The sequence below is a fragment of the Nonomuraea sp. NPDC004354 genome (genome assembly GCF_053602555.1).
Genome location: NZ_JBSGDV010000003.1, coordinates 155357 through 177521, shown reverse-complemented (window position 1 = coordinate 177521; position 22165 = coordinate 155357). Strand labels below are relative to the sequence as shown.

The 22165-nt window shown below is 73.5% G+C and carries 14 protein-coding genes; 7 read left to right on the top strand and 7 right to left on the bottom strand.

The window, feature by feature from the left end:
• Nucleotides 1–3 precede the first annotated feature (3 nt).
• Nucleotides 4–999 carry an NADP-dependent oxidoreductase gene (locus tag ACWENQ_RS11515; protein WP_452413970.1) on the bottom strand — a complete coding sequence of 332 codons (996 nt, stop codon included), beginning with the start codon at nt 997–999 and terminating at the stop codon, nt 4–6.
• Nucleotides 1000–1046: 47 nt separating this feature from the next.
• Here ACWENQ_RS11515 and ACWENQ_RS11510 point away from each other — a divergent pair, with 47 nt between their 5' ends.
• Nucleotides 1047–1460, top strand: a complete 414-nt coding sequence (locus ACWENQ_RS11510) for a MarR family winged helix-turn-helix transcriptional regulator (protein WP_449927257.1) — start codon at nt 1047–1049, stop codon at nt 1458–1460.
• A gap of 22 nt (nt 1461–1482) precedes the next feature.
• Here the strand turns inward: ACWENQ_RS11510 and ACWENQ_RS11505 are convergent, their stop codons facing one another.
• Nucleotides 1483–2928 (bottom strand): LCP family protein, encoded by a 1446-nt coding sequence (locus ACWENQ_RS11505; RefSeq protein ID WP_452413968.1) that lies wholly within the window; start codon nt 2926–2928, stop codon nt 1483–1485.
• Nucleotides 2929–3047: 119 nt separating this feature from the next.
• On the opposite strand from ACWENQ_RS11505, the gene ACWENQ_RS11500 reads away from it, so the two are divergent.
• Nucleotides 3048–3242 (top strand): hypothetical protein, encoded by a 195-nt coding sequence (locus tag ACWENQ_RS11500; RefSeq protein ID WP_449927262.1) that lies wholly within the window; start codon nt 3048–3050, stop codon nt 3240–3242.
• 54 nt (nt 3243–3296) lie between these two features.
• Nucleotides 3297–4196 (top strand): alpha/beta hydrolase, encoded by a 900-nt coding sequence (locus ACWENQ_RS11495; RefSeq protein ID WP_354907376.1) that lies wholly within the window; start codon nt 3297–3299, stop codon nt 4194–4196.
• 91 nt (nt 4197–4287) lie between these two features.
• Here the strand turns inward: ACWENQ_RS11495 and ACWENQ_RS11490 are convergent, their stop codons facing one another.
• Nucleotides 4288–5781, bottom strand: coding sequence for an alpha/beta hydrolase family protein (locus ACWENQ_RS11490; RefSeq protein WP_449927265.1), 1494 nt, complete (start codon nt 5779–5781; stop codon nt 4288–4290).
• 121 nt (nt 5782–5902) lie between these two features.
• Here ACWENQ_RS11490 and ACWENQ_RS11485 point away from each other — a divergent pair, with 121 nt between their 5' ends.
• From ACWENQ_RS11485 to ACWENQ_RS11470, 4 genes are all read left to right on the top strand, one after another.
• A complete protein-coding gene (locus ACWENQ_RS11485) occupies nt 5903–7015 on the top strand; it encodes an exonuclease SbcCD subunit D (RefSeq protein ID WP_449927268.1) in 1113 nt (370 codons plus the stop codon).
• Nucleotides 7016–12091, top strand: coding sequence for an AAA family ATPase (locus ACWENQ_RS11480; protein ID WP_452413966.1), 5076 nt, complete (start codon nt 7016–7018; stop codon nt 12089–12091).
• A 214-nt stretch (nt 12092–12305) separates the two neighbouring features.
• Nucleotides 12306–12677 (top strand): VOC family protein, encoded by a 372-nt coding sequence (locus ACWENQ_RS11475; protein ID WP_354907372.1) that lies wholly within the window; start codon nt 12306–12308, stop codon nt 12675–12677.
• Complete coding sequence (locus tag ACWENQ_RS11470) at nt 12674–14092, top strand: MFS transporter (RefSeq protein ID WP_452413964.1); 1419 nt, start codon at nt 12674–12676, stop codon at nt 14090–14092. Before ACWENQ_RS11475 ends, ACWENQ_RS11470 begins: the two co-directional genes overlap by 4 nt.
• Before the next feature lie 487 nt (nt 14093–14579).
• Here the strand turns inward: ACWENQ_RS11470 and ACWENQ_RS11465 are convergent, their stop codons facing one another.
• The 4 genes from ACWENQ_RS11465 to ACWENQ_RS11450 all read right to left on the bottom strand — a co-directional run bounded on the left by ACWENQ_RS11465 (nt 14580) and on the right by ACWENQ_RS11450 (nt 22150).
• Entirely contained in the window at nt 14580–15875 is a 1296-nt protein-coding gene (locus tag ACWENQ_RS11465) for a threonine/serine ThrE exporter family protein (protein ID WP_449927283.1), read from the bottom strand.
• A 156-nt stretch (nt 15876–16031) separates the two neighbouring features.
• Entirely contained in the window at nt 16032–19307 is a 3276-nt protein-coding gene (locus ACWENQ_RS11460) for a chromosome partitioning protein ParA (protein WP_452413962.1), read from the bottom strand.
• The gene (locus ACWENQ_RS11455; protein ID WP_452413961.1) at nt 19308–20954 is read right to left on the bottom strand and encodes a hypothetical protein; all 1647 of its coding nucleotides are present in this window, start codon (nt 20952–20954) and stop codon (nt 19308–19310) included.
• Nucleotides 20951–22150, bottom strand: coding sequence for a hypothetical protein (locus tag ACWENQ_RS11450; protein WP_449927291.1), 1200 nt, complete (start codon nt 22148–22150; stop codon nt 20951–20953). Before ACWENQ_RS11450 ends, ACWENQ_RS11455 begins: the two co-directional genes overlap by 4 nt.
• Between the last annotated feature and the right edge of the window lie 15 nt (nt 22151–22165).

Genomic DNA, 22165 nt, shown 5'->3' with positions numbered 1-22165 from the left:
CGGCTACACGCGGACGATCATCTTGCCGGTGTTCTCGCCGCGCAGCATCCCCAGGAACGCCTCGGGCGCGTTCTCGAGGCCGTCGACGACCGTCTCCTGGTAGGAGATCCTGCCCTCGCGCAGCCACCCGCCGATCTCCGTCACCATGTCGGACATCCGGTTCATGTGGTCGCTCACGATGAATCCGCGCAGCGTCAGCCGCTTGCCGATCGCCAGGGCCAGGTTGCGCGGGGCGGCGGGCGGCTCGGTGGTGTTGTAGGCCGCGATCGCCCCGCACATGGCCACCCTGCCGAAGGTCCGCAGCGATCCGATGGCGGCCTCCAGGTGGTCCGCGCCCACGTTGTCGAAGTACACGTCGATCCCGTCCGGCGCGGCCGCCCTGAGCTGCTCGGCCACCGGTGCCTGCCGGTAGTCGAACGCCGCGTCGAACCCGATGTCGCGCAGGTAGGCGACCTTCTCGGCCGATCCGGCGCTGCCGATCACCCGGGAGGCACCCTTGAGCTTGGCGATCTGCCCGGCGATGCCGCCGACCGCCCCCGCCGCGCCCGAGACGAACACCGCCTCGCCCTCCTTGAAGGAGGCCACGTCGAGCAGCCCCACGTAGGCGGTCAGCGCCGTCATGCCGAGCACGGACAGGAACGCCGAGTTCGGCAGCCCCTCGACGGGTGCCACCTTCCTGGCGCGGGCGCCGTCGAGCACGGCCTCGTCGCGCCAGCCGAGCCCGTGCAGGACCAGGTCGCCGGGGGCGAAGCCGGGCGCGCGCGACTCGACGACCTCGCCGACCGCGCCGCCGTCGAGCGGCCGGCCGAGCTCGAACGGCGGGACGTACGACTCGACGTCGTTCATCCGCCCCCGCATGTAGGGGTCCACGGACATGAACTGGTTGCGGACCCTGATCTGGCCCTCCTCCAGCGCCTGGGCGGGAGCCTCTTCGAGCGCGAAGTTGCCGGTGGTCGGCCAGCCGGACGGCCGCGAGGCCAGGACGAACTGACGAGGCATGGTTGATCCCCCTAAATAGTTGAGATGCATCAACTATACTCAACGGCATGAGCGTGACACGGGAGGTCGTGGCCCTGATGGCCGAGGTGGCGGCCAGGTACAACGAGGCCTACGAGCAGGCGGCCGCCGACCGGCAGCTGACCGCGCTCCAGGCCAAGGCGCTGGTCCTGCTGTCACGCGAGCCGCTGCCCATGCGCCGCATGGCGGAGCTGTTCCGGTGCGACCCGTCCAACGTGACGGGCATCGTCGACCGGCTGGAGCGGCGCGGGCTGGCCGGACGGGTGGCGAGCCCGGCCGATCGCCGGGTGAAGAACGTCGCGCTGACCGAGGAGGGCAGGCGCGTGGTCGACGAGCTCAGCGGCACCCTCGGGTTCGCCGCCGAGCCGCTGGCCACGCTGACCGAGGCCGAGCGCGTCCAGCTGCGGGACCTGCTGCTGCGGACGCTCGGCCGCCACTCATGAGAAACGTCCACGTCTCTCATCACTAGGGCGCCGCGCAGCCGTCCGTGATGCCCTTGGGGGCGGCGACGTCGCGGGGCTTCGGCGTGGGCGTGCCGGACGGCCTGGCCGCGGGTGTGCCCGACGGCGTCCCCGATGGCGTGGCTGTGGGGGTGGCGGACTGGTCGGCCGTGGCGGCGCTGGGCCGGGGCCTGACCGAGTCGCGCAGCGCCTTGGCGGTCACCGCGCGGATCTTCACCCAGTCGGGGTAGCCGGTGTTGATCAGCGGCGGGACGAACTGCACGCTGGTCACCCTGGCGCTCTTCACCTTCAGCGCGAGCGGCACCAGGTGCTCCAGCACCGGACGGGGGATGTCGGTCCGCACCAGCTGCTTCGTCGCCGCGGCGATGCCGTTGAACCTCAGCAGCACCGTGGCCGGGTCGGCCTGGGTGAGCAGGGCGCCCATCACGCAGCGCTGCCTGCGCATCCGGGTGAAGTCGTCGCTGAAGGTGCGCGAGCGGGCGTACCACATGGCGTCGGCGCCCTTGAGCCGGCGCGTTCCCGCCTTGACCAGGCCCTCGTTGTACTTGCCGAAGACGACGTCCTGCTCGACGGTGAGCTCGATGCCGCCGATCGCGTCGATCAGCCGGGCGAAGCCCCACATGTTGACCAGCGCGTACCAGTCGATCTTGAGGCCGAGGGTGTAGCCGATGGTCTCCTTCAGCACGTGCGGGCCCTGCCGCTTCTTGCCGCCGAAGATCTCCGGGTGCGCGTCGGCGTACTCCCAGACGCTGTTGAGCAGGTCACTGCGCCCGCCGTTCGCGTCGGGCGGCAGGCTGAACCCCTGGGGGAAGCGTTCGGCCATCGGGGTGCCGGGAGGGAAGCGGACGTCCTCCAGGTTGCGCGGCAGGCTGAACAGCACGGTGTTGCCCGACTTCACGTCGATGCTGGCCACGTGCATGCTGTCGGTCCGCACGCCGATCCTGTTGTCGTCGGCGTCGCCGCCGAGCAGCAGGACGTTGACCCGTGTCCGGTCCGCCCACGGGTCCTTCGGCGCCTGCTCGGCCGCCTGCGGCTCGGTGGGGGTGTCGAAGACGCTGTTGAGCGTCTGCTGGTAGACCCACACGTACTGCGCCGCGAGCCCGAACGGCAGGACCATCCCGACGGCCAGCAGTCCCGCGAGCGTGCCGCTGAGGATCTGCCCCGTCTGGGGCAGCCTGCCGGGAGCCAGCACCAGGTAGGAGTGGAGGATCAGGGCGAACCAGCCCAGGCCCAGCGCCACGACGGCGATGATGACCACGGTCAGCAGCGAGTCGGAGGTCAGCGCGCCCGCCAGCGCGCCCACCAGGTCGCCGTCGGCCGTCAGCACCAGCCACAGCAGGCCGAGCAGCAGCACGGCGTAGCCGATCAGCAGGGCCAGCCCGGTCCTGCGCCGGCCCGCCCGCAGGTGGGCGGCCCCCGGGGCGATCGCGGAGAGCAGCGTCCAGCCCACGACAGCGCCCGAACCGGCAGGTTTCGTCCTGTGCCCCACGCGTTACCCGCTTCCCCGTGCGCTCCGTCCTAGGCCGACGGGAGCCTACGGACTTGTACGAAATATCTACCTATGCGGGGGTGAACATCCAGCAAACCCTGCAGACCGAATATCATTCGGTCCATGCCCTGGCAGGCGGATTCGCCACCCTGATATTGAATCGCCCCGAACGCCGGAACGAGTTCACGAGGACCATGCGTAGGGAAATGATCGAAGCTTTTGACCGTTGCGATGCCGACGACCCGATGCGCGCCGCCCGGCCCGCTTCACCGTGAAGGCGAGCGAGGCGGATGTGCCGTTCTGGCCGGAAAATCCCTAGGGTGACTAGCGTGTACGAGACAACGGTCCTGAAGCTCCCCACCGACTTCGAGGGCGAGGTCGTGGCGACCCTCCTGGCCAGGACGGCCGGCTCGCGCCGCGCGGTCCTCTACCTCCACGGCTTCACCGACTACTTCTTCCAGGACCACCTGGCCGACTTCTACCTCGACCAGGGCTTCGACTTCTACGCCCTCGACCTGCGCAAGTACGGCAGGTCGCTGCTCCCGCACCAGACCAGGGGGCTGATCAGGAGCGTCACCGACTACTTCCCCGAGATCGACCAGGCGGTGCGGATCATCCGCGAGGGCCACGACCAGCTCGTCGTCAACGCCCACTCCACCGGCGGCCTGGTCGCCGCGCTGTGGGCCGACAGGGTGCGCGGCCGGGGCCTGTTCGACGCGCTGGTGCTCAACAGCCCGTTCTTCGACCTCAACGTGCCCTATCCGCTGCGGCTGGCCGCCGACCTGCTGAAGACGCCGCTGTCCTACACCACGCGGCCGCTGCCGCTCGGCCTCAGCACCGCCTACGGCAAGAGCATCCACCGCGACCACGGCGGCGAATGGGACTTCGACCTGCAGCTCAAACCCCTCGGCGGGTTCGACGTGCACGCCACGTGGCTCGCCGCGATCCGCAGGGCGCAGCGCCGCCTGCACGGGGGGCTCGCCGTCGACGTCCCCGTGCTGGTGATGGCCGCCTCGACCGGCCTGCGCGTGCGCGACTTCGTGCCCGAGGCGCGCTCGGCCGACGTGGTGCTCGACCCGCGGCAGATCGCCCGCTGGTCCACCTCGCTCGGCCCGCACGTCACCTGCGTACGCGTCCAGGACGGCATCCACGACCTCGTGCTGTCGGCCGAGCCCGTGCGCAAGCAGGTCTTCGACCAGATCGAGCGATGGCAGCGCGCCTACCTCTGAACCACCGGAACAGGCCCGGCGCGACGGGAGGCCCCGGCCACCGGGGACAGCGCGCTCACCAGGCGAGCGCCGGCCACCGGAGAGGCCTCACTCACCAGGGGAAGGCGAACAGGCCGTAGTAGGCGGCGGCCACCAGCAGCAGGCCCGTGCCGCCGAGCACGCCCGCGATGGCCACGTGCTGCCACCTGCTCGGCCGCATGCCCTCGCGCAGGCCCGACACCACCGCCGCCACGGCCGTCACCTCCTGCAGCAGCATGAGGACGGCCAGCACCCGCACGACCAGCCAACCGGCGAGCACGGCGGGCCACGCGCCCGCCTGATTGATCGAGAACATCACCAGCAGCGTGATGAAGGCCAGCACCGCGGCCAGCAGACCGACGCCCGTCCAGGCCATCCGGCGCAGCCGGCGCCGGATCGGCGGCCACAGCCTGGCGTTGGTCTCCTCCAGCGTGGTGTGGCGGCCGCGCAGCCGTACGAACATCACCGCGACGGGACCGGCGACGTAGCCGACGGCCGCCAGGCAGATCGTCAGCCCGAGCATCGCCCCGCCGGCGTACCAGGGCGCGGCGGGCACGTCGCTGGCCGCGAAACGCTGCACCGGGGTGGCGCCCGCCAGGTGCAGCGGGGGCTCGGCGGTGCGGGGCAGGCCGAGGATCCAGTTGCCGAGCGTGTCGAGGTAGCCGGGGGTGAACGGGCCGCCGCTGATGCGCATCGCGTGGTCCGCCCTGGCCAGGTAGCGGATCGTGTACCTGGCGTTGCCGGCCTTCGTCAAGCCCTTGATCAGCGCCTCGGTGCTCTCCACGAACGGGATGGACGGGTCGGCCGTGCCGTACAGGGCCAGGACCGGTTGGCTGATCCGCTCCAGCGCCGGCGTCGCGTCGTAGCGCAGGAAGTCGAAGCCCACCCCGCCCATCGCCCTGGTCAGCAGGTCGCGCGCGCCGATCGGGGCGTGCAGGCGCAGCAACTGCTCGTTCAGCGCCCACGCGACCTGGCGCAGCGGCGAGACGTTCGGCGAGGAGACCAGCACGACGAAGCCCACGTCGGTGCTCTTGGCCGCGGCGATCGGCACCACCCAGCCGCCCTCGCTGACGCCCCACACGCCGGTGCGCAGCGGATCGACGTCGGGCCTGGCGCGCAGGTGCGCCACCATGCGCAGCACGTCGTCGGCGAGCAGGCCGAAGTCCCTGCTGCGGAAGTTGTAGCCGACCTCGCGCTTGTCGTAGGCGAGCGTCACCACGCCCGCCCTGGCGAGGAACTCGGCCTGGGGCGTGAACTCCTCCCTCGACCCGTTGCCCGAACCCGACACGAACACCATGGCCGGATGCCTGCCCGGCGCCAGCGGCGCCCTGATCGTGCCGTGCAGCCACTGGCCCTCGGCGGGGATGGAGAAGCGCTCGGTGCGGAACGTGCCGGTGGCCGCCACGGGCCGCCGCTCGGCCGCCGGCTGCGGCGGCAGCGACTGGAAGACCGGGTCGGCGGCCAGGGGCGGGGGGTCGAAGGCAGGGGGTAGCGCGTAGCCGACCGTGGCGAGGGCCATCAGCACCAAGCCGACCGCCACGCTCAATGTGCCTCGGCCGTTGCGCATCGGCCTCTCCATGTGAGTTGGTCTGCCCGCTGATCTTTCAGCCTACTCCCGGGGGGTGGAGTGATGCTCTGGATGTCGTTGAGACTGCTTTTGTCGGTGGGAACTGTTAGCTTCCTGCGACATGCGCCTCCTGCACACCTCCGACTGGCACCTCGGCAGGTCCTTCCACCGCGAGAGCCTCATCGAGGCGCAGGCGGCGTTCGTCGACCACCTGGTCGAGACCGTGCGCGCGGAGAAGGTCGACGTCGTCGCGGTCTCCGGCGACGTCTACGACCGGGCGCTGCCGCCCGTCGACGCCGTGGCGCTCTGCAACGAGGCGCTGCGCCGGCTCGTCGCGGCGGGCGCCCGAGTCGTCATGATCAGCGGCAACCACGACTCGGCCCGCCGTCTCGGCTTCGGCGCCGATCTCATCGACGCGGCGGGCGTCCACCTGCGTACCGACCCCGCGCGCGCGTGGCAGCCCGTGGTCGTCGGCGACGTCGCCCTCTACGGCATCCCCTACCTGGAGCCCGAGCTGGTGCGCGGCCCGTGGCAGCTGGCCGAGCGCAGCCACACCGCGGCCCTGTCCCACGCGATGGGGCTGATCAGGGCCGACGCCGTACGGCACCGCCACTCCGTGGTGCTCGCCCACGCCTTCGTGGCCGGCGGCACGGCCAGCGACAGCGAGCGCGACATCAGCGTCGGCGGCGTCGCCCACGTGCCGCTCGCCGCCTTCGACGGGGTCGACTACGTCGCGCTCGGCCACCTGCACGGCCGCCAGCGGATGGCCGACCACGTCCGCTACTCCGGCTCGCCGCTGGCCTACTCCTTCTCCGAGACCGACCACGTGAAGGGCTCCTGGCTGGTGACGGTCGGCTCACCCGGCGCCGACTTCGTGCCCGCGCCCGTGCCCCGCCCCGTCGGCAGGCTGCGCGGCACGCTCGACGACCTGCTGGCCGACCCCGCGCTCGCCGCGCGCGAGGGCCACTGGCTCCACGTCACCCTGACCGACGCGGTGCGCCCCAAGTCGGCGATGGACCGGCTGCGCGCCCGCTTCCCGCACACGCTCGCCCTCGCCTTCGACCCGCAGGGCGCCGCCCCCGCCCGCCGCCCCGTACGGCTGGCCGGGCGCCCGGAGGTCGAGGTGGCACTCGACTTCGTGCGCGAGGTCAGAGGCGAGCCCGCCGACCCCCTGGAGGAGCGGCTGCTGCGCGAGGCCGTCGAGGCGTCGAGGATCAAGGAGGTCATGGTCTAGATGCGGCCGCACCGGCTGACCCTCACCGCTTTCGGGTCCTTCCCCGGCACCGAGACGGTCGACTTCGACACCCTGTCGGAGGCGGGGCTGTTCCTCGTCCACGGGCCCACGGGCGCGGGCAAGACCACGCTGCTCGACGCGCTCTGCTTCGCCCTCTACGGCGTGGTGCCGGGGCAGCGCAACAGCGCGCGCAGCCTGCGCTGTGACCACGCGCCGCCGTCGGTGGGGCCTTCGGTGACGCTCGAGGTGACGCTGCGGGGGCGGCTGCTGCGCATCCAGCGCTCGCCCGCCTGGACGCGACCCAAGCTGCGCGGCACCGGCGTCACCGAGGAGAAGGCGAAGGTCATCGTCTCCGAGCACGTCCGCGAGGAGGGCTGGCAGGGGCTGACCACCCGCGCCGACGAGGCGGGCGACCTGGTGGGCGGGCTGCTCGGGATGAACGCCGACCAGTTCTGCCAGGTCGCGATGCTGCCGCAGGGCGACTTCGCGCGCTTCCTGCGGGCCGACGGGGAGGAACGGCGGCGGCTGCTGGAGCGGCTGTTCACGGTGAAGGTGTTCACCGCGGCGGAGACGTGGCTGGCCGAACGGCGCAAGCAGACCTGGCGGGAGTCGCAGGAGGGGCGGCAGGAGGTCGAATACGCGGTCAAGCGACTGGAGGAGGCGGCGGGCGACGTCCTCGAGGCCGCCTCGTCCCGACCCGACGGCCTTACCTGCGCTGCGGACGGCGACGGCCTGGTTCCCGCTCCTGGCACGGGCACGGGCGGCGACGGTTCGGTCTCCGCTCCTGGGGTCGTCGGCGCCGGTGGTGACGGTTCCGGCTCCGCGCCTGGCGCCATGGGGCGGGTCGTTGACGGCAGGGGTTCCGTTCCTGGCGGCGTGGGTCCCGGTGGCGAAGGGCTCGACCCTGGCTCGCATGTTCCCGCTCCCCGAGCCGCCCGCGGTGCCGCGGTGCGCGCCGTGTCGCCGGGCGCCGTGCCCGCTCCCCGTAGCGGCGCCGACGACCCGCCGACGGCGGAGAGCGACCCGCTGGCGTGGTCCGGCCTGTTGCGCGCGGCGGCCGCGGCGGTGGTGAACCGTGCCACCCAGGCGTGCGAGGCAGGGGAGGCGGCCCTGCGGGAGCACCGCGAGAGGTTCGAGCGGGCGAGCGCGCTGGCCGACCGGCAGCGCCGCCACGCCGAGGCGCTGGCCCAGCGCCGGATGCTCGACGAACGCGCGGAGGAGCGCTCCGACCTGCTCACGGTCCTCGACGAGGCGGCACGCGCCGACCGCGTGCTGCCGCTGATCAACGCCGCCCGCCAGCGCGCCGCCGCCGCGAGCAAGGCTCGGCACCTCGCCACCGACGCGATAGCCCGCGCCACCCCCTTCCTCGACACCCGGGCGCACCTCGCCCCCACGACCCCACCCCCGGGCAGCCGCCCAGCCGTTGATCCGCTCACCTCTTCCGGCGCGCTTCATGGGACAGGCCGGGAAGCGTTCGACGATGGTGGGCGACCCGGCGGCCCACACCTGGACGAACCTGGAGCCGACGCGCACAGGCCCGGCCGTTCCCCAGGCCGACCGGACGCCTACGCGCTCGGGGACGTGGGATTCCCTGGTCGGCCTGGAGCCGGCTCGCCCGGATTCGCGGTTGCTCCGGGCGTGCTGGCGGAGCTCGAGCGGGAACGGCTGGGCGAGATCACCAGGGTCTCGGAACTGCTCGCCGACGAGAGCAGGCTCGTCCAGCTCCGGCACGAGCTGCGCGCCGGCGAGCAGGAGATCGTGGCGCTGTCCACCAAGGAGCGCGCAGCCGCCGCCCGTCTGGAAGAACTCCCGAGCCTGGTGAAGGCGGCCGATGACGCCGCGGCCAAGGCCAGGCTCGACGCGGCGATGATCCCCGGCGCAGAGGCCGCCAGGTCCGGCGCCGCCACACGTCTCGAGGCGATCGAACGCCGCGACTACCTTCTGGCCGACGTCGCCGCCGCCCGGACGGCCCTGGCCGCCCGCCTCCGCGACCCGGCCCTCGCGTATGCGCTCACCGACCTGCTGACCCACTTGACGGGCCCAGCCGAAGCCGGCCCGGGCGATCCGCCTCTGGCTGACCTGGAGGCGGGCCGGATCGGCCCCGGTAGGACCGGTGGGGCCGGTGGCGAGGCGGCGACCCGGCCGGTCATCGACGAGTTGGTGGCCTGGCTGACGGATCCGGCCGGAGCCGAGCGCGACATCCGCCGGCGGGATCTCGCGCTCGGCGATGTGCTCGCGAACCTGGCGGACCACCTGGCCGACTCCGGCGACACCAGCGTGGCCGCGGCAGCGACGGGTCTTTCCCGGCAGCAAGCGCCGTGGCGGAGCGTCACGGCGTGGGCGCGGCCGGCCGAACGCGCGATGCGCGACCAGCTCGCCGCTCTCGAAGGGTTGCGCGCCGACGAGGCCAGGCTCGCCGAGCTCGACGAACGGCTCGCCGTACTGACCGGAGAGCTCGGCACGCTCGCCGAACGTGAAGCCGCGGGCCGGGCCGCCGTGGACGAGCTTCCCGCCGCGCTTCACGACATGGCGGCGCGGCTGGCCGAGGCGCGTGCCGCCGCCGGCCGACTGCCGTCGGCGGCGGCCGTCCGGGATACGGCGGCGTCCCGGCTCGCGGCGGCCGGGCGGCGGCAGGAGCTGGAAGGCGACCTGGATGCCGCACGCGCCGCCCACGGCATGGCGGTCGAGCTCGCACAGGACCTCCGCGACCGGTTGCAGGAGGTACGGCAGGCCCGCATCGACGGGATGGCGGCCGAACTGGCGGCCGAGCTGGCCGACGGGCACCCGTGCGCGGTGTGTGGTTCGGCCGAGCACCCCGCGCCCGCCGCCCCCGCCGGGATCGCCTATGCCGCAGATGACGAGATCGAGGCGCAGGCCGCCTATGACGCCGCGCTCGCCGAGCGGCAGGCGTCCGACGGGCTGCTGTCCTCGCTCATCTCGCGGCTGGACGAACTGGCCGAGGCCCCCGCCCCCGAGGAGGCGGAGGCGGAACTGGCCGCCGCCGAGGGCGAGATGGCGGTGCTGGCGGCGCTGGCCGGGGAGGAGTCCGCGTGCGAGCGCGCCGTGCTGGCGCTGGAGTCGGAGCTGGACCAGGCTCGTGACCAGCTCCACGAGACGGAGCGGCGGCTGACGGAGGCGCGGGCGGAGGTGTCGGCGCTGACGGGGGAGCGGGAGCGCATCCACGCTCGCCTGGAAGCAGCGCGGGGCGCCGACGCCGGTCTGGGAGCGCGCAGGCGGCGCCTCGGCGACGAGATCCGCCTGCTGGCCGAGCTGACCAGGACCGCCGAACGGGTGGAGGAGATCACCGCCCGGCTCGACGACGCGCTCGACACCCTCGCCCGGCTCCTTGCCCCGGTCTCGGTCCCCGCCGCGGCTTCGGTCGATTCCAGGGCGGATGACAGCGGATGCAACGGCTCCGGCACCGGACACCACGGCGCAGGGCACTCCGGCACCGAGCACTCCGGCGCAGAGCACTCCGGCGCAGAGCACTACAGCGCTGGGCACTCCGGCGTCGAGCACTCCGACGCTGGGCATGCTGGCTCTGGGCATTACGGCGCCGAGCATTCCTGCACGGGGCATTACGGCGCCGGGCACTCCGGCGCCGAGCATTCCTGTACGGGGCATTTGGGGCACTCCGGTGGCATCACGGGCGGTGGCGTCATGGGGGATCCTCCCTCTTCTCTCGCCGCCGGAGCAGCCCTGTCCTCGCCTGACTGGTCGAGGCCCGATGGTGGTGACGGGGCGGTTGAGCGGCAGCCCGAGGTCCCGGCCCGCCAGGCGGATCCGCGGACCTGGGCGGCCCGGGTCACCGGAGCGTGGGCCGCCGCCGAGCTCGACGCGGCCGACCGGGAGATGGCCAGGCTGAGGTCGGCCGCCGCCGCGCATCCCAGGCTGGCCTCCAGGGCGGCCGAGCTGGCCGCCGAACACGCAGGCACCGCCGACACCTTCCGCGAGCTCGGCCTGCGGCTGGCCGCCTGCCGTACCAGGTGCGAGGAGCTCGAAGCCGAGACCGTACGGCTGGCGTCCCGCATCGACGCCGCCAGGGGCGCCGACCCGACGCTCACCGCCAGGCTCGAACGGCTGCGGGAGGAGGCGCAGCTCCTGCGCGAGGCCCACGAGGCCACGCAGGCCGCCGAAGCCGCCGCGGTCGAGCACCGCAAGGCCGTCGAGGCGGCGAAGCAGGCGGCCGTGGCCGCGGGGTTCGCGGACGTGGAGGACGTGCTGCCTGCCGTACGCACCTCTGAAGAGAGGGAGCGGAAGGCCGAACGGCTCCGCGAGCTCGACGCCGCGCACGCGGCGGTGACGCGCGCGCTGGCCGACCCCGAGCTGGTGGCCGCCGCGGCGGAGCCGGTGCCTGACCTGGCGGCGATGGCGGCCGCGAGGGAGGAGGCCGAACGGGCGCACACCGCGCTGGCCTCGGCGCGTGACCGGGCGGAGCGGCGCGTGCGCAGGCTGGCCGAGCTGCACGAGGAGCTGGTCGCCTGCCTCGACCGCTGGCAGCCAGCGGCCGACCGGCATCGGCTGGCCGAACGGCTGGCGGCGCTGGCCAACGGCACCTCGGGCGACAACCAGTGGAGTATGAGCCTGTCGTCGTACGTGCTGGGCGAGCGGCTCAGGCAGGTCGTCGACGCCGCCAACGAGCGCCTCGACCACATGTCGGACGGCCGCTACCAGCTCCAGCACGACCTGCGCAAGACGGCGGGCGCGCGTGGACGGGCGGGCGGCGGGCTCGGGTTGCGGGTGCTCGACGCGTGGACGGGCGTCGACCGCGACCCGGCGACGCTGTCGGGAGGGGAGAGCTTCATCACCTCGCTGGCGCTGGCGCTGGGCCTGGCCGACGTGGTGAGCGCGGAGGCGGGCGGCGCGGAGATCGGGATGCTGTTCGTGGACGAGGGGTTCGGCACGCTCGACGAGGACACGCTCGACGGGGTGCTCGACATCCTCGACGGGTTGCGCGACGGCGGGAGGGCGGTCGGCATCGTCAGCCACGTGGGGGAGCTGCGCACCAGGATTCCGGCGCAGCTCAAGGTCACCAAGGCGAGGGCGGGATCGACACTGTCGGTCACGGCTCCCTAGTCAAGGCACGGGCCCGGATCGACACTGTCGGTCACGGTCCCCTGGCCGAGGCGGGGCCCGGATCGACGCTGTCGGTCACGGTGGCTTGGCGCCGGTGCGGCCCGGCCGTGCGGTCGTGTCCCAGAGGCCGCCGTACCCGGACACGACCGCGGCGATCCCGGCGTTGACGGTGGAGGCGCGGCTGCCCGGTGCCCTCGCCTGACAGGATGGGCGCATGGTGAGCATCGGGCAGGTGGTTCTCGGCGTCACGGAGATGCCACGGGCGGTACGGTTCTGGACACAGGCGTTGCACTACATCCCGAGGGCCGGAGCGGTCACGGACCGATGGACGATCCTCGATCCGGTGAACGGCCTGGGCGTCCCCGTCGCGCTGGGGCTCAGCTCGTCGCCGGTGGAGCCGGTCCCGCGCATCCACCTGGACCTGTTCGCGGAGACGACGCAGGAGCAGCAGCAGGAGATCGAGCGGCTCGTCGCGCTGGGCGCCGAGCGGGTGCAATGGGACCACTACCCGGACGACGCGGACTTCGTCGTGCTCGCCGACCCGGAGGGCAACAGGTTCTGCGTCATCGACCTGAGCCACGGATGAGCACGCCGCCACCGGGCCGACCCGAGCCGCGGGCGGGCATGCCGTCGAACGGATCCGAGCCGCAGGCGGGCATACCGTCGAACGGATCCGAGCCGCGGGCGGGGATGCTGTCGAACGGGACCGAGCCGCGGGTGGGCACGCCGCCGCCGACCAGGACCCGCGTCGCCGCCGCCAGCCTCGTCGGCACCGCGATCGAGTTCTACGACTTCTACATCTACGGCACGGCCGCCGCCCTGGTGCTCAACACCGCCTTCTTCCCCGAACTGGACGAACTTGCCGGCACCTTGGCGGCCTTCTCCACCTTCGCCGTGGCGTTCGTGGCACGCCCGCTCGGCTCGGCGATCTTCGGGCATTGGGGCGACCGCATCGGCCGCACGTCCATGCTGGTCGTGTCGCTGCTGCTCATGGGACTGTCGACGGTCGCGATCGGCCTGCTGCCCGGGTACGCGGCCATCGGGGTGGCCGCGCCGGTGCTGCTGGTGCTGCTGCGCTTCACCCAGGGCATCGGCCTGGGCGGCGAGTGGGGCGGCGCCGCGCTGCTGGCCACCGAACACGCGCCGCCGGGCAAGCGCGGCCACTACGCGATGTTCCCGCAGCTCGGACCGCCGGTCGGCTTCATCGCCGCCAACGGGCTCTTCCTCGTCCTCGGCGGTGTGCTGACCGACGAGCAGTTCCTCGGATGGGGCTGGCGGCTGCCGTTCGTGGCGAGTCTGGTGCTGGTGGCGGTCGGCCTCTACGTCCGGGTGAAGATCTCCGAGACGCCGGTCTTCCAAGCGGCGATGGACCAGCGGAGGCTCGCCAGGGTGCCGCTCGCTGGCCTGCTGCGCCACCAGTGGCGCAGGGTACTGCTCGGCGCGGGCACGATGGTGATCACATACACCCTCTTCTACACGGCCACCACGTACGGCCTGGCGTACGGCACCGCGACACTGAAGATCCCGCGGACCACGATGCTGGCCCTCACGATGGTCGGCGTGGTGTTCATGGGGATCGGCACGGCCGTCTCCGCGTCGGCCTCCGACCGCATCGGCCGCCGCCGTACGCTCGGCTACGGCACCGCCGCCGCGATCGGGTGGGGGCTGGTGATGTTCCCGCTGATGCAGACGGCCTCCGTGCCGTTGGTCGGGCTGGCGCTCGCGGGCGCGCTGACGCTGATGGGGTTGATCTTCGGGCCGATGGGCGCCTACCTGCCCGAGCTGTTCCGCACCGAGTACCGGTACAGCGGCGCGTCGGTGGCCTACAGCCTGGGCGGTGTCCTCGGCGGCGCGATCCCGCCGTTGGTCGCCACCCAGATGCAGGTCAGCGGGCTGCCGGTGTTCTACGTCGGCGTCTACGTCTCCGCGATGGCCGTTCTGAGCCTGCTGTGCCTGCTCGCCCTGCCGGAGACCGGCACACGGCGGCTCGCCGGAGAATAGCGGTCCGGGCTGGAGAAACACCCCTCAAAGGGACGGCGGCGCGATGCTGGGGACGACCGGGGAACGGGGGAGACGCGACAACGGCCCTGGCACGGCGCGACAAGGCCGTCCGGGGAGCGCGACAAAGCCGGCCAGGCCATGGCACGACAAGGCCGCATGGTGGGGGCGAATCAAGCCATGGCTCAACAAGGTCGCATGGTGGACGTGCGTCACAGCCGGCCAGGGAACAGGAGCGGCAGCTCGCGCGGATGAGCGGCGATCAGCCGGATCTCGTCGTCGGTCAGCGGCCTGCCGGTCATCGCGTTGCACGCTGGACCAGTTCGAACGTCAGCTCCTCCTCCTTCACCTCCACCGCCAGACCGTCCATGACGTGCCGGGAGCCGGCCTTGCCGCCGTACTCACCGGTCAGCACGACCCACGCCCACCGCGCGTGCCAGTCCTCGGGGAACCCTCGGCCGGCGGCACCGCCGTACCGTCACCCGCCCGGTCAGTAGCCGCGGGTGCGGCGGGCGGCGGGACGCGTCCTGCGGGCGATGCCGCGCCCGCGGAACGCGCGCAGGATCTCCGCGCCCAGAATCACTCCCGCGCCGATGCCGACCGCGAGCGACAGTGCCTCGACCAGGTGAAGCAGGCCCGACAGCACGTTGTCGAGGCTCAGTTCCAGCATCCCCCGGTACAGCGCGCTGCCCGGCAGCAGCGGGCCGATCGACGGGATCACCACCACCGCCGACGGCACCCGCACCAGCCGCCCGTACACGCCGCCGAGCAGTCCGACCACCGCTGCCGCGACCGTCGTCGCACCCAGGGCGGGCACGCCGTTGGCGGCCAGCGACACGAACGTCAGCCAGATCAGCCCGCCGCCCAGCGCACCCGGCAGCAGATGGCGGGGCGGCACCAGCAGCGCCACCGCGAACGTCAGGCTCAGCGCCAGCGCGCCGCCCACCTGGGCAGGCGCCAGCGACAGCGGCGCGGACGGCACGCTTTCCACCGTGATCGGCACGCCCAGCCTGACCGCCGCCGTCAGCGTCGTGCTGATGCCGGCGATGACCGCCGCCACGATGAACACCACCTCGCTCAGCCGCGCGGTCGCCGTGACGTACTCGCCCGCGATGCCGTCCTGCACGCAGGCCACCAGCGGCCTGCCGGGCAGCAGCGCGACCACGGCGCCGACCACTGCGGCTCCCGCCTCGACCGGGACGCGCTGCCAGATCAGCAGGACCGGCACCATCGAGCCGAACATCGCGGCCACCGCCGTCTGGAAGAACTCCGCCACGCCCCTGCGCGCCAGCGCCGCGGCCGCCCTGTCGCCGAGCACCGTCGCCACGAACGCCGCCGCCGCCACCGTCGGGCCGCCGCCGATCAGCACCGCCGCAGACGCCGCGATCAACGCCGACGACGTCACCACCGCCCACTCGGGGTAGACGCGCACCCGCCTGGTGATCTCCCTCAGCCGTTCCTCGGTCTCGGCCAGCGACAATTCCCTCGAAGCCACCTCGCCGACGAGGTGATGCACGGCGATCAGCCGGTCGTAGTCGGGCTGACGCCTGCGCACCCGCCGCTCGGCCGTCGCGGGCGGCCTGCCGTCCGACGGGACGTGCGACAGGGTGATCGCGGACAGGTTCACGTCCGCCTCGACCTGGCGCATGCCGTACCTCTCGAGGATCCTGCGCATGGCGCCCGCGACGTTCTCGGTCGCCTCGCCGCTGCCCAGCAACAGCTCGCCGACCCGCAACGCCAGCGCCATGGCACGATGCCCCTCGGCATCGGAAGCGGAATGTGTCATCGCCTGGCGTCATACCCGCAGCCCAGGCCTTGGATCAACCGGCACCCGCCGCTTTCCGCCCGAGGCCCGGCCCCGGCCTCGGCATGAAGGCGACGTGGGCGGGCCTCGGCGCGCAGGTTACGTGGGTGGGGCTCGGCGCGCGGTGAGTGGCCTCCGTCAGGTCGTGGGCTCCAGGGCGCGGGGGCGGCTCACGTAGGCGGCCAGCGCACGTACCCGTTCCGCGTGCTCGTCGTGACCCACGATCACCGGCGGCTCGTTGTACGGCATCGCGTCGGAGCTCCGCCGCAGCTTGATGTACTGCCCGCACGCGTCGATCGCGTACGGCTCCATGTCGTCCTGGAGCGCGCCGATCACCGTGATCCCGTACGTCTCGCCGATCCGGCGGAACAGCGCCACCGCCTCCCTGCGGTGCTCCTTGCCCAGGTTGCGGCCCAGTTCGTCGAGCACCAGGCACAGGTGACCGCCGCCCGAGGACGCGATGGCCGCCGCGCACACCAGCTTGACGGCCTTCTCGTCCATCAGCGCCGTGTTCGCCCTGCGGTTGTACGGCACGAAGCCCTGCCCCTCGCCGCGCCGCCACTTGGGGGTGACCCGCCACTGCCAGCGCTGTTCGGGGTCGGCGGGCGCGGGCGGCACCGGGAACTCCAGGGTCGCGCCGTAACCGCCGTAGGAGGTGTCGAGCTTCTCGAACTCCTCGGCCACCCGGCCCAGCCGCGCCTTGATCGCCGCCGTCAGCGCCGCCCTGTGCACCGCCGTCGACTGCGCGGCCTCCTCGGCGCCCTTGTCCGCCGCCGCGAGGTCTCGCTGCCGGGTCACCACCTGCGACTCGATCTGGCGGCGCTGGTGCTTCTCGTACTCCTCCTGCCCGCGCAGGTAGGAGGCCAGCGACCCGCACACCGCCGCGAACGTGGCCTGCTCCCTGCTGGCCCTGCCCGTGCGCTCGCTCATGAGGAAGCGCAGCTCCTCGGGCACCTCCTCCTCGTCGTCGCCCGGGAAGGTGTCGCGGAAGGCCTGGTCGAGATGGCGTTCGGCGATCCGCCACCACTCCTCCGCGGTGCGCGGACGCTCCTCCTCCTGCAGCGCCGCGATCCAGGCGCGGGCCTCGTCGAGCGCGCCGCCCCACTCCCGGCCCAGCTCGTCGAGCCGTAGCCCCTCGCGCTCGGCGGTGAGCTTGGCCGCCGCGTCGCGAGCCTGGGCGCGCTCCGCCTCGTGCCGGCCCCTGCGGCCCTCCAGCCGCTCGATCTCCATGTCGCGGGTACGCGCCCGGAAGTCGAGCGCGGACGCCTGCTGCTCGGCCACCGCCACCGCGGGCGTCAGCTCCTGGAGCGTCTCGGTCAGCTCGGCCAGCTGGGTCCTGCGCTCGGACAGCCGCTGTTCGATCTCGCCGAGCCGCACACCCGCCTGGGCGCCGTCGAGCCGCTGCTGCGCCTCGGCCACCCGTTCCTCGCCCGCCTTGACGGCCTGCGCCGCCTCTTCCTGGGTGTCCTTGGCACGGTTGAGCCGCTGCTCGGCCGCCTTGATGCGGGCCTCCCTGCCCGTGGCGACCCCGTCGAACGCGCCGACCACGCTGACGCCCGCCGAGCTGACCAGCACCGAGCCCGGCAGTTCGCGCAGCGCCTCGGCGGCCACGCCGAGCTGGGCGGCGTCGACGATCACCGCGTGTTCGGTGGGCCAGCCCCGCAGGCCCGTGTGGTCGCGGGCCTGCTCGGCCACGTCGAGGGCGTCGAGCAGGCCGGTCGCGCCGACCCCCGCCGCCGCGAGCGCGGTGAGCTGCGCGGCGGCCGGCCCGCCCTCCGCGTCGTCGAGCGCCGCCTGCGCCGAGGCGACCTCACGGTCGGCCACGCCCAGCGCCTTGAGCGCCTCGTTCAGCCGTCCGCGCGCCTCGGCCAGCTCCCGCTCGGCCGCCGGCACGTCACGCCCGTCGGCCAGGCGCCGCCGCTCCTCCAGCGAGGGGATCATGCCGCGCAGCTCGTCGGCGGAGTTCTCGGCCACCGCCCGGTCGGCTTCCAGCTTGGCGGCCCTGGCCTGCAGCACCGCCAGCTCCTTGCGCGCCTCGGCCACCCTGCGGTCGAGCGTGTCGTCCTTCAGCGTGGCGATCTCGGCCTTGACCGTCGCGATCGCCTCGGTCGCCGTCTCCCCGGCGACCTCCAGGGTCTCGAGCTGGGCGGCGAACGCCTCGTCCCGGTCGGCGGCGTCGGCCAGCCTGCGCGCCTGCCGTCCCCGCCAGCACCGCAACGCCTCGGCGAGCCGCACCCTGGCCTGGTCGCGCCGGTCGAACGCGGCCAGCAGCGCGCTCGACTCCGTCTCGAACTCCGCCAGCCGTTCGACGGCCTGCGCCGCCTTGACCCGCTTGGCGTGCTCGTCGCGGCGGGCCTCCCGCTCCTGCTCCAGCTCGGCGTCGAGGCCGGTCAGCGCGGCGATCGCCTCGAACACCCGCTCGGGGGAGATCTCGTTGAGCGGCTGGGACAGCAGGTTGGTGGCCACCTTGCTGCGCACCGAGGTGGACAGGAACGACACGCAGCGCACGCGGTCGCCGTACAGGACCTTGGTGAGGTCCCGGGCGACCACGTCGCGGCGGCCCGCCGACCTCGGCAGCGCCGACCACACCTCGTCCGCCCTGGCCACCCGCTCGGCCTCCGAACTCGCGGCGGCCAGGTGGATGCCGTCGCGCCAGCGGATCTCCAGGTGCGGCGCCTCCTGGTTGACCCGCAGCCAGACGGTGATCGGGCCGTTGGCGGTGTCGGGCGCGAGGAAGAGCCCCTCCCCGTCGTCGTCCGGGCCGCCCAGCTCGGCCTGGAGGCCGTCCGGCAGCGCGCCGCCGCCCTTGCCGGAGTCCGTACCCGGCACGCCGCCGCCCTTGCCGGAACCCGCGCCAAGCGCGCCGCCGCTCCGCCCGGCGCCCGCGCCCGCTGTGCCGGGCGCGCCGTCACTCCGCGCGGAGGGCGCGCCGTCACTTCGCGCGGAGGGCGCGCCGTCACTTCGCGCGGAGGGCGCGCCCACGGCGGGTGCGCCGCCGCCCTGTCCGATGCCCGCGCTCACCGCCCCCGGCATGCCCTGGGGGGCGGTCTCGGAGGCGCCTTCGCCCGGCAGCGCCATCCGGGCGGACGGCCCGAAGACGCCGACGATGTAGCCGTGGTCGGCGCTGGCCCACTGCCGTCCTCCGGCCCCGCTGGCCAGCTCGGCGTTGAACAGCAGCTCCGACACCGCCTTCGCCCCGGACGCGAACCGCCACTGCTCGTCACCGAGCAGCGCCGTGATCGACGCGATGAACGACGACTTTCCCGCGCCGTTGGAGTCCTTCGGCCCGGCGCCCGCCACGACGATCAGCGTGCCGGGCACGGTCGGCACCGGATGGGTGGACAGCCGCGAGATGTTGACCGCCTGGACGGCGATCAGCACCCTGTCCCCGACGACGTTCTCCACCAGTGCCACTTACTCGTCCCCCGTCTTCCGCTGTGCTCGAACGGCCGCCGCGAGCGGCGTGTGCGGCCCCGCGGCGAGAATCAGCTCCTCCTGCAGGCGCCGCCGCGCCGCCTGCGTGAGCCGGTGGAACTGCGGGCCCGGCACGTAACCGCCCGCCTCCTCACCGGCCTTGACCTGCGACAGCAGCCCGGCATGCCGCAGGGTCCGCAGCGCCGCCTCCAGCTCGCCGATGGGCAGCTGGGTGTGGCGGCGCAGTTCCTCGACGGGCGTGGCGTGCGGTGACAGCCAGGTGTCCTCGGGCAGCAGACCCTCCGCCCGCGGGATCGCCACCGAGTGCACCAGCACCAGCGTCAGAACGGCCCGCTCGCTCTCGCCGAGCGTGCTGCCCGCCCGCGCGGCCACGCCGGCGTCGTAGCCGGAGATCCACCGCTCCCGCAGCTGGATCAGCGTGCGCCCGCGCCTGGCCAGCATCTCGCCGAGGGTACGGCGGAGCGCAGGGTCTCGCAGCGCGGCGAAGCGTGCCTCCTGGACGGGCTCGGCGGCGAACTCGACCGCCATGAACGCGGCCACCAGTTCGGCCCTGCGCCGCTCGTCGAAGGCGTCGAGCAGGTCGTCGAACTCGGCCCGCGCCGCCTCCACCCGGCCACCCAGCAACTCCTGCGCAGGGTCGTCGACGATGTCCGCACGGTCGTCCACATGGTCGGTGCCCGGTCGCGCGGCGGCGCTGTCGTCGCGGGTGGAGCGGCGCGATGTGTCGGCGCCCCCGTGAGGGGAGCCGGGCGGCGCTTCGCCGCTCTCGCGGGCGCGGCCCGCCGGTGCGGTGGCGTCGCCCCCGACGGCGGAGGCGAGCGGCATGCCCTCAACCTGCGCGGGGGCGGCCTGCGGGCCGGTCACGCCGTCCCCGGGGGTGGGCCCGTGCGACGTGGCGACGTCGGAAGGCCCGTGCGACGTGGTGGCGTCGGACGGTCCGAGCTGTGTGGTGGCGTCGGACGCTCCAAGCGACGTGGTGACGTCGGACGGTTCGGGTGGTGTGGCGACGTTGGACGGGCGGTCGCTCGCCGGCGGCGCGGTCGGGTCGTCCATGCCGGGCTCCGCCGGGTCTTTCCGGCCGGTCATGACCGAGGCCGCCGCGGCCACCAGGTCGGCGTCGCGTACCACGGTCAGCGCCGTCCGGTCAGCCTCGGGCAGCCGCCTGACCAGCTCCTTCAACTGCCCGTAGGACTCCACGGGCCAGGTCGCGCACCGCGGCCCGAGCCGGACGAACCCGTCGGCCATCACCACCCACGACGAGTCGTGCAGCCGCCGCAATGCGCCCACCGCCCAGTTGCGCATCAGGTCGTCGGTCCGCCCGATCAGCGCCCGGTACGTGTCGAGCACCAGCTCGACCGGCGCGGTCGCCCCCGGCCACGGGTCGCCGGATAGGTCCACCCAGCAGCATTTCAGGCACGCCGCCAGCACCCGCCTGGTCTCGCCCGACCGCTCGACGGGAATCGGGGCGACCTGGTGCTCCTCCAGCAGCGAAGGCGTCACGCCGTCGGGCCAGACGGGGACGGCCAGGTCGGCCAGCCGTACCATGCCCGCCGGTGTCGCCTCTCCGGAGCCCAGCCGCAGCGGACCCTCCGCCCTGGCACGGGCGTGGGAGAGGGAATCCGTCATGAGGTGCGCTCCAGGAAGCCGTGCGACAGCCACGCGGGCTCGTGGGCGGGGTCGGCCGTCAACTCGTCGGACCAGGTGAGCCGGTAGGGCAGCTCCGGGCGCAGGTCGATGCTGGTCAGGTCGGCCAGCAGGCGCCGTGCGGCGGCCCAGTCGGAGCCCAGCAGCCCGGTCAGCGCCACCCGGTCGGCGCCGCCGAGCACCGACTCGGCCACCGCCGCCAGGCGCTCGACCGCCGCCCCCGGCGACTGGTCGAGGGAGTCGGCGGGCCCAGGGTCGGGCAGGTCGGAGCGCGGGGGAGTGGGCTGGGCGGGCGCGGGCCGCGGGCTCTCGTCGACCGCGCGCGCGATCGCCGCCGGATCGTGCCACGGCGCGGGGGCGTCGAAGACGAACCCGTCGAGGACGGCCGCGAGCCGCTCCTTCGAGGCCGTCTGCGCGAAGGTGCGCCAGGTCTCCGACGGCAGCAGCGTCAGGTTGCGGGTGGTGCCCGCCGAGTCGGCCAGTCGGCCGGCGGCGCGGCGCGAGGCGTCGCTGTAGGCGTAGATGGCCGCCCGCAGGTCGGTGCACACCTTGTCGAGCTCGGGCCAGCGGGTGAGGATCGTGCCGTGCAGGTTCTGCGCGCGGCGGGCGATCTCCTCGGTGCCCCACAGCTTGGGCGCCTGCTCGCGCAGCTCCTCGATCGTGCCGGTGGTGAGCGTGATCAGCTCGAGCGCCCACAGGCGGAAGGCCCGCGCCAGGTTGGCGGCGCTCTGCCTGGCCTGCTCCATCGTGGTGCGCGGGTCGGCGACGTTGAGGTCTTCGAGGGCCAGCAGGCGGTGCATCTCCGACTGGCCGCCGTCGTCCATCATCCGCCTGATGAACATCAGCCCGACCACGCTGGTGAAGGAGGCGCGGTAGCGCAGCTGGTTGGGCTTGGGGAACACCTCGCGGATCGCGCCGAGCCCCTTGAGCACCCGCAGCCGGTTGTCGAACTGGTCGGCCGGGTAGGCGCGGCAGGCGAACCGCATCTGCTCGTGGGTCAGCCACTCCTCACCCGCCTCGGCGAACGCGGCGAAGAGCGTCTCGGCGATGTCGACCATCGCGGGATCGTCGACCACCGCACCGCTGTCGCGGGCCAGGGCCGCGAACATCCTGCGGTAGGTGGACAGCACCGCCTCCTCCGAGAGGGCGGCGTCGAGGGTCAGGGGCGGTTCGGGCACGCGCTCTAAGGTAGA

Excerpts from the sequence above, each read along its gene's own strand:
- ACWENQ_RS11515 (WP_452413970.1), bottom strand. The coding sequence starts at position 999 with ATGCCTCGTCAGTTCGTCCTGGCCTCGCGGCCGTCCGGCTGGCCGACC.
- ACWENQ_RS11485 (WP_449927268.1), top strand. The coding sequence starts at position 5,903 with ATGCGCCTCCTGCACACCTCCGACTGGCACCTCGGCAGGTCCTTCCAC.
- ACWENQ_RS11465 (WP_449927283.1), bottom strand. The coding sequence starts at position 15,875 with ATGACACATTCCGCTTCCGATGCCGAGGGGCATCGTGCCATGGCGCTG.
- ACWENQ_RS11490 (WP_449927265.1), bottom strand. The coding sequence starts at position 5,781 with ATGCGCAACGGCCGAGGCACATTGAGCGTGGCGGTCGGCTTGGTGCTG.
- ACWENQ_RS11480 (WP_452413966.1), top strand. The coding sequence starts at position 7,016 with ATGCGGCCGCACCGGCTGACCCTCACCGCTTTCGGGTCCTTCCCCGGC.
- ACWENQ_RS11475 (WP_354907372.1), top strand. The coding sequence starts at position 12,306 with ATGGTGAGCATCGGGCAGGTGGTTCTCGGCGTCACGGAGATGCCACGG.
- ACWENQ_RS11470 (WP_452413964.1), top strand. The coding sequence starts at position 12,674 with ATGAGCACGCCGCCACCGGGCCGACCCGAGCCGCGGGCGGGCATGCCG.
- ACWENQ_RS11455 (WP_452413961.1), bottom strand. The coding sequence starts at position 20,954 with ATGACGGATTCCCTCTCCCACGCCCGTGCCAGGGCGGAGGGTCCGCTG.
- ACWENQ_RS11510 (WP_449927257.1), top strand. The coding sequence starts at position 1,047 with ATGAGCGTGACACGGGAGGTCGTGGCCCTGATGGCCGAGGTGGCGGCC.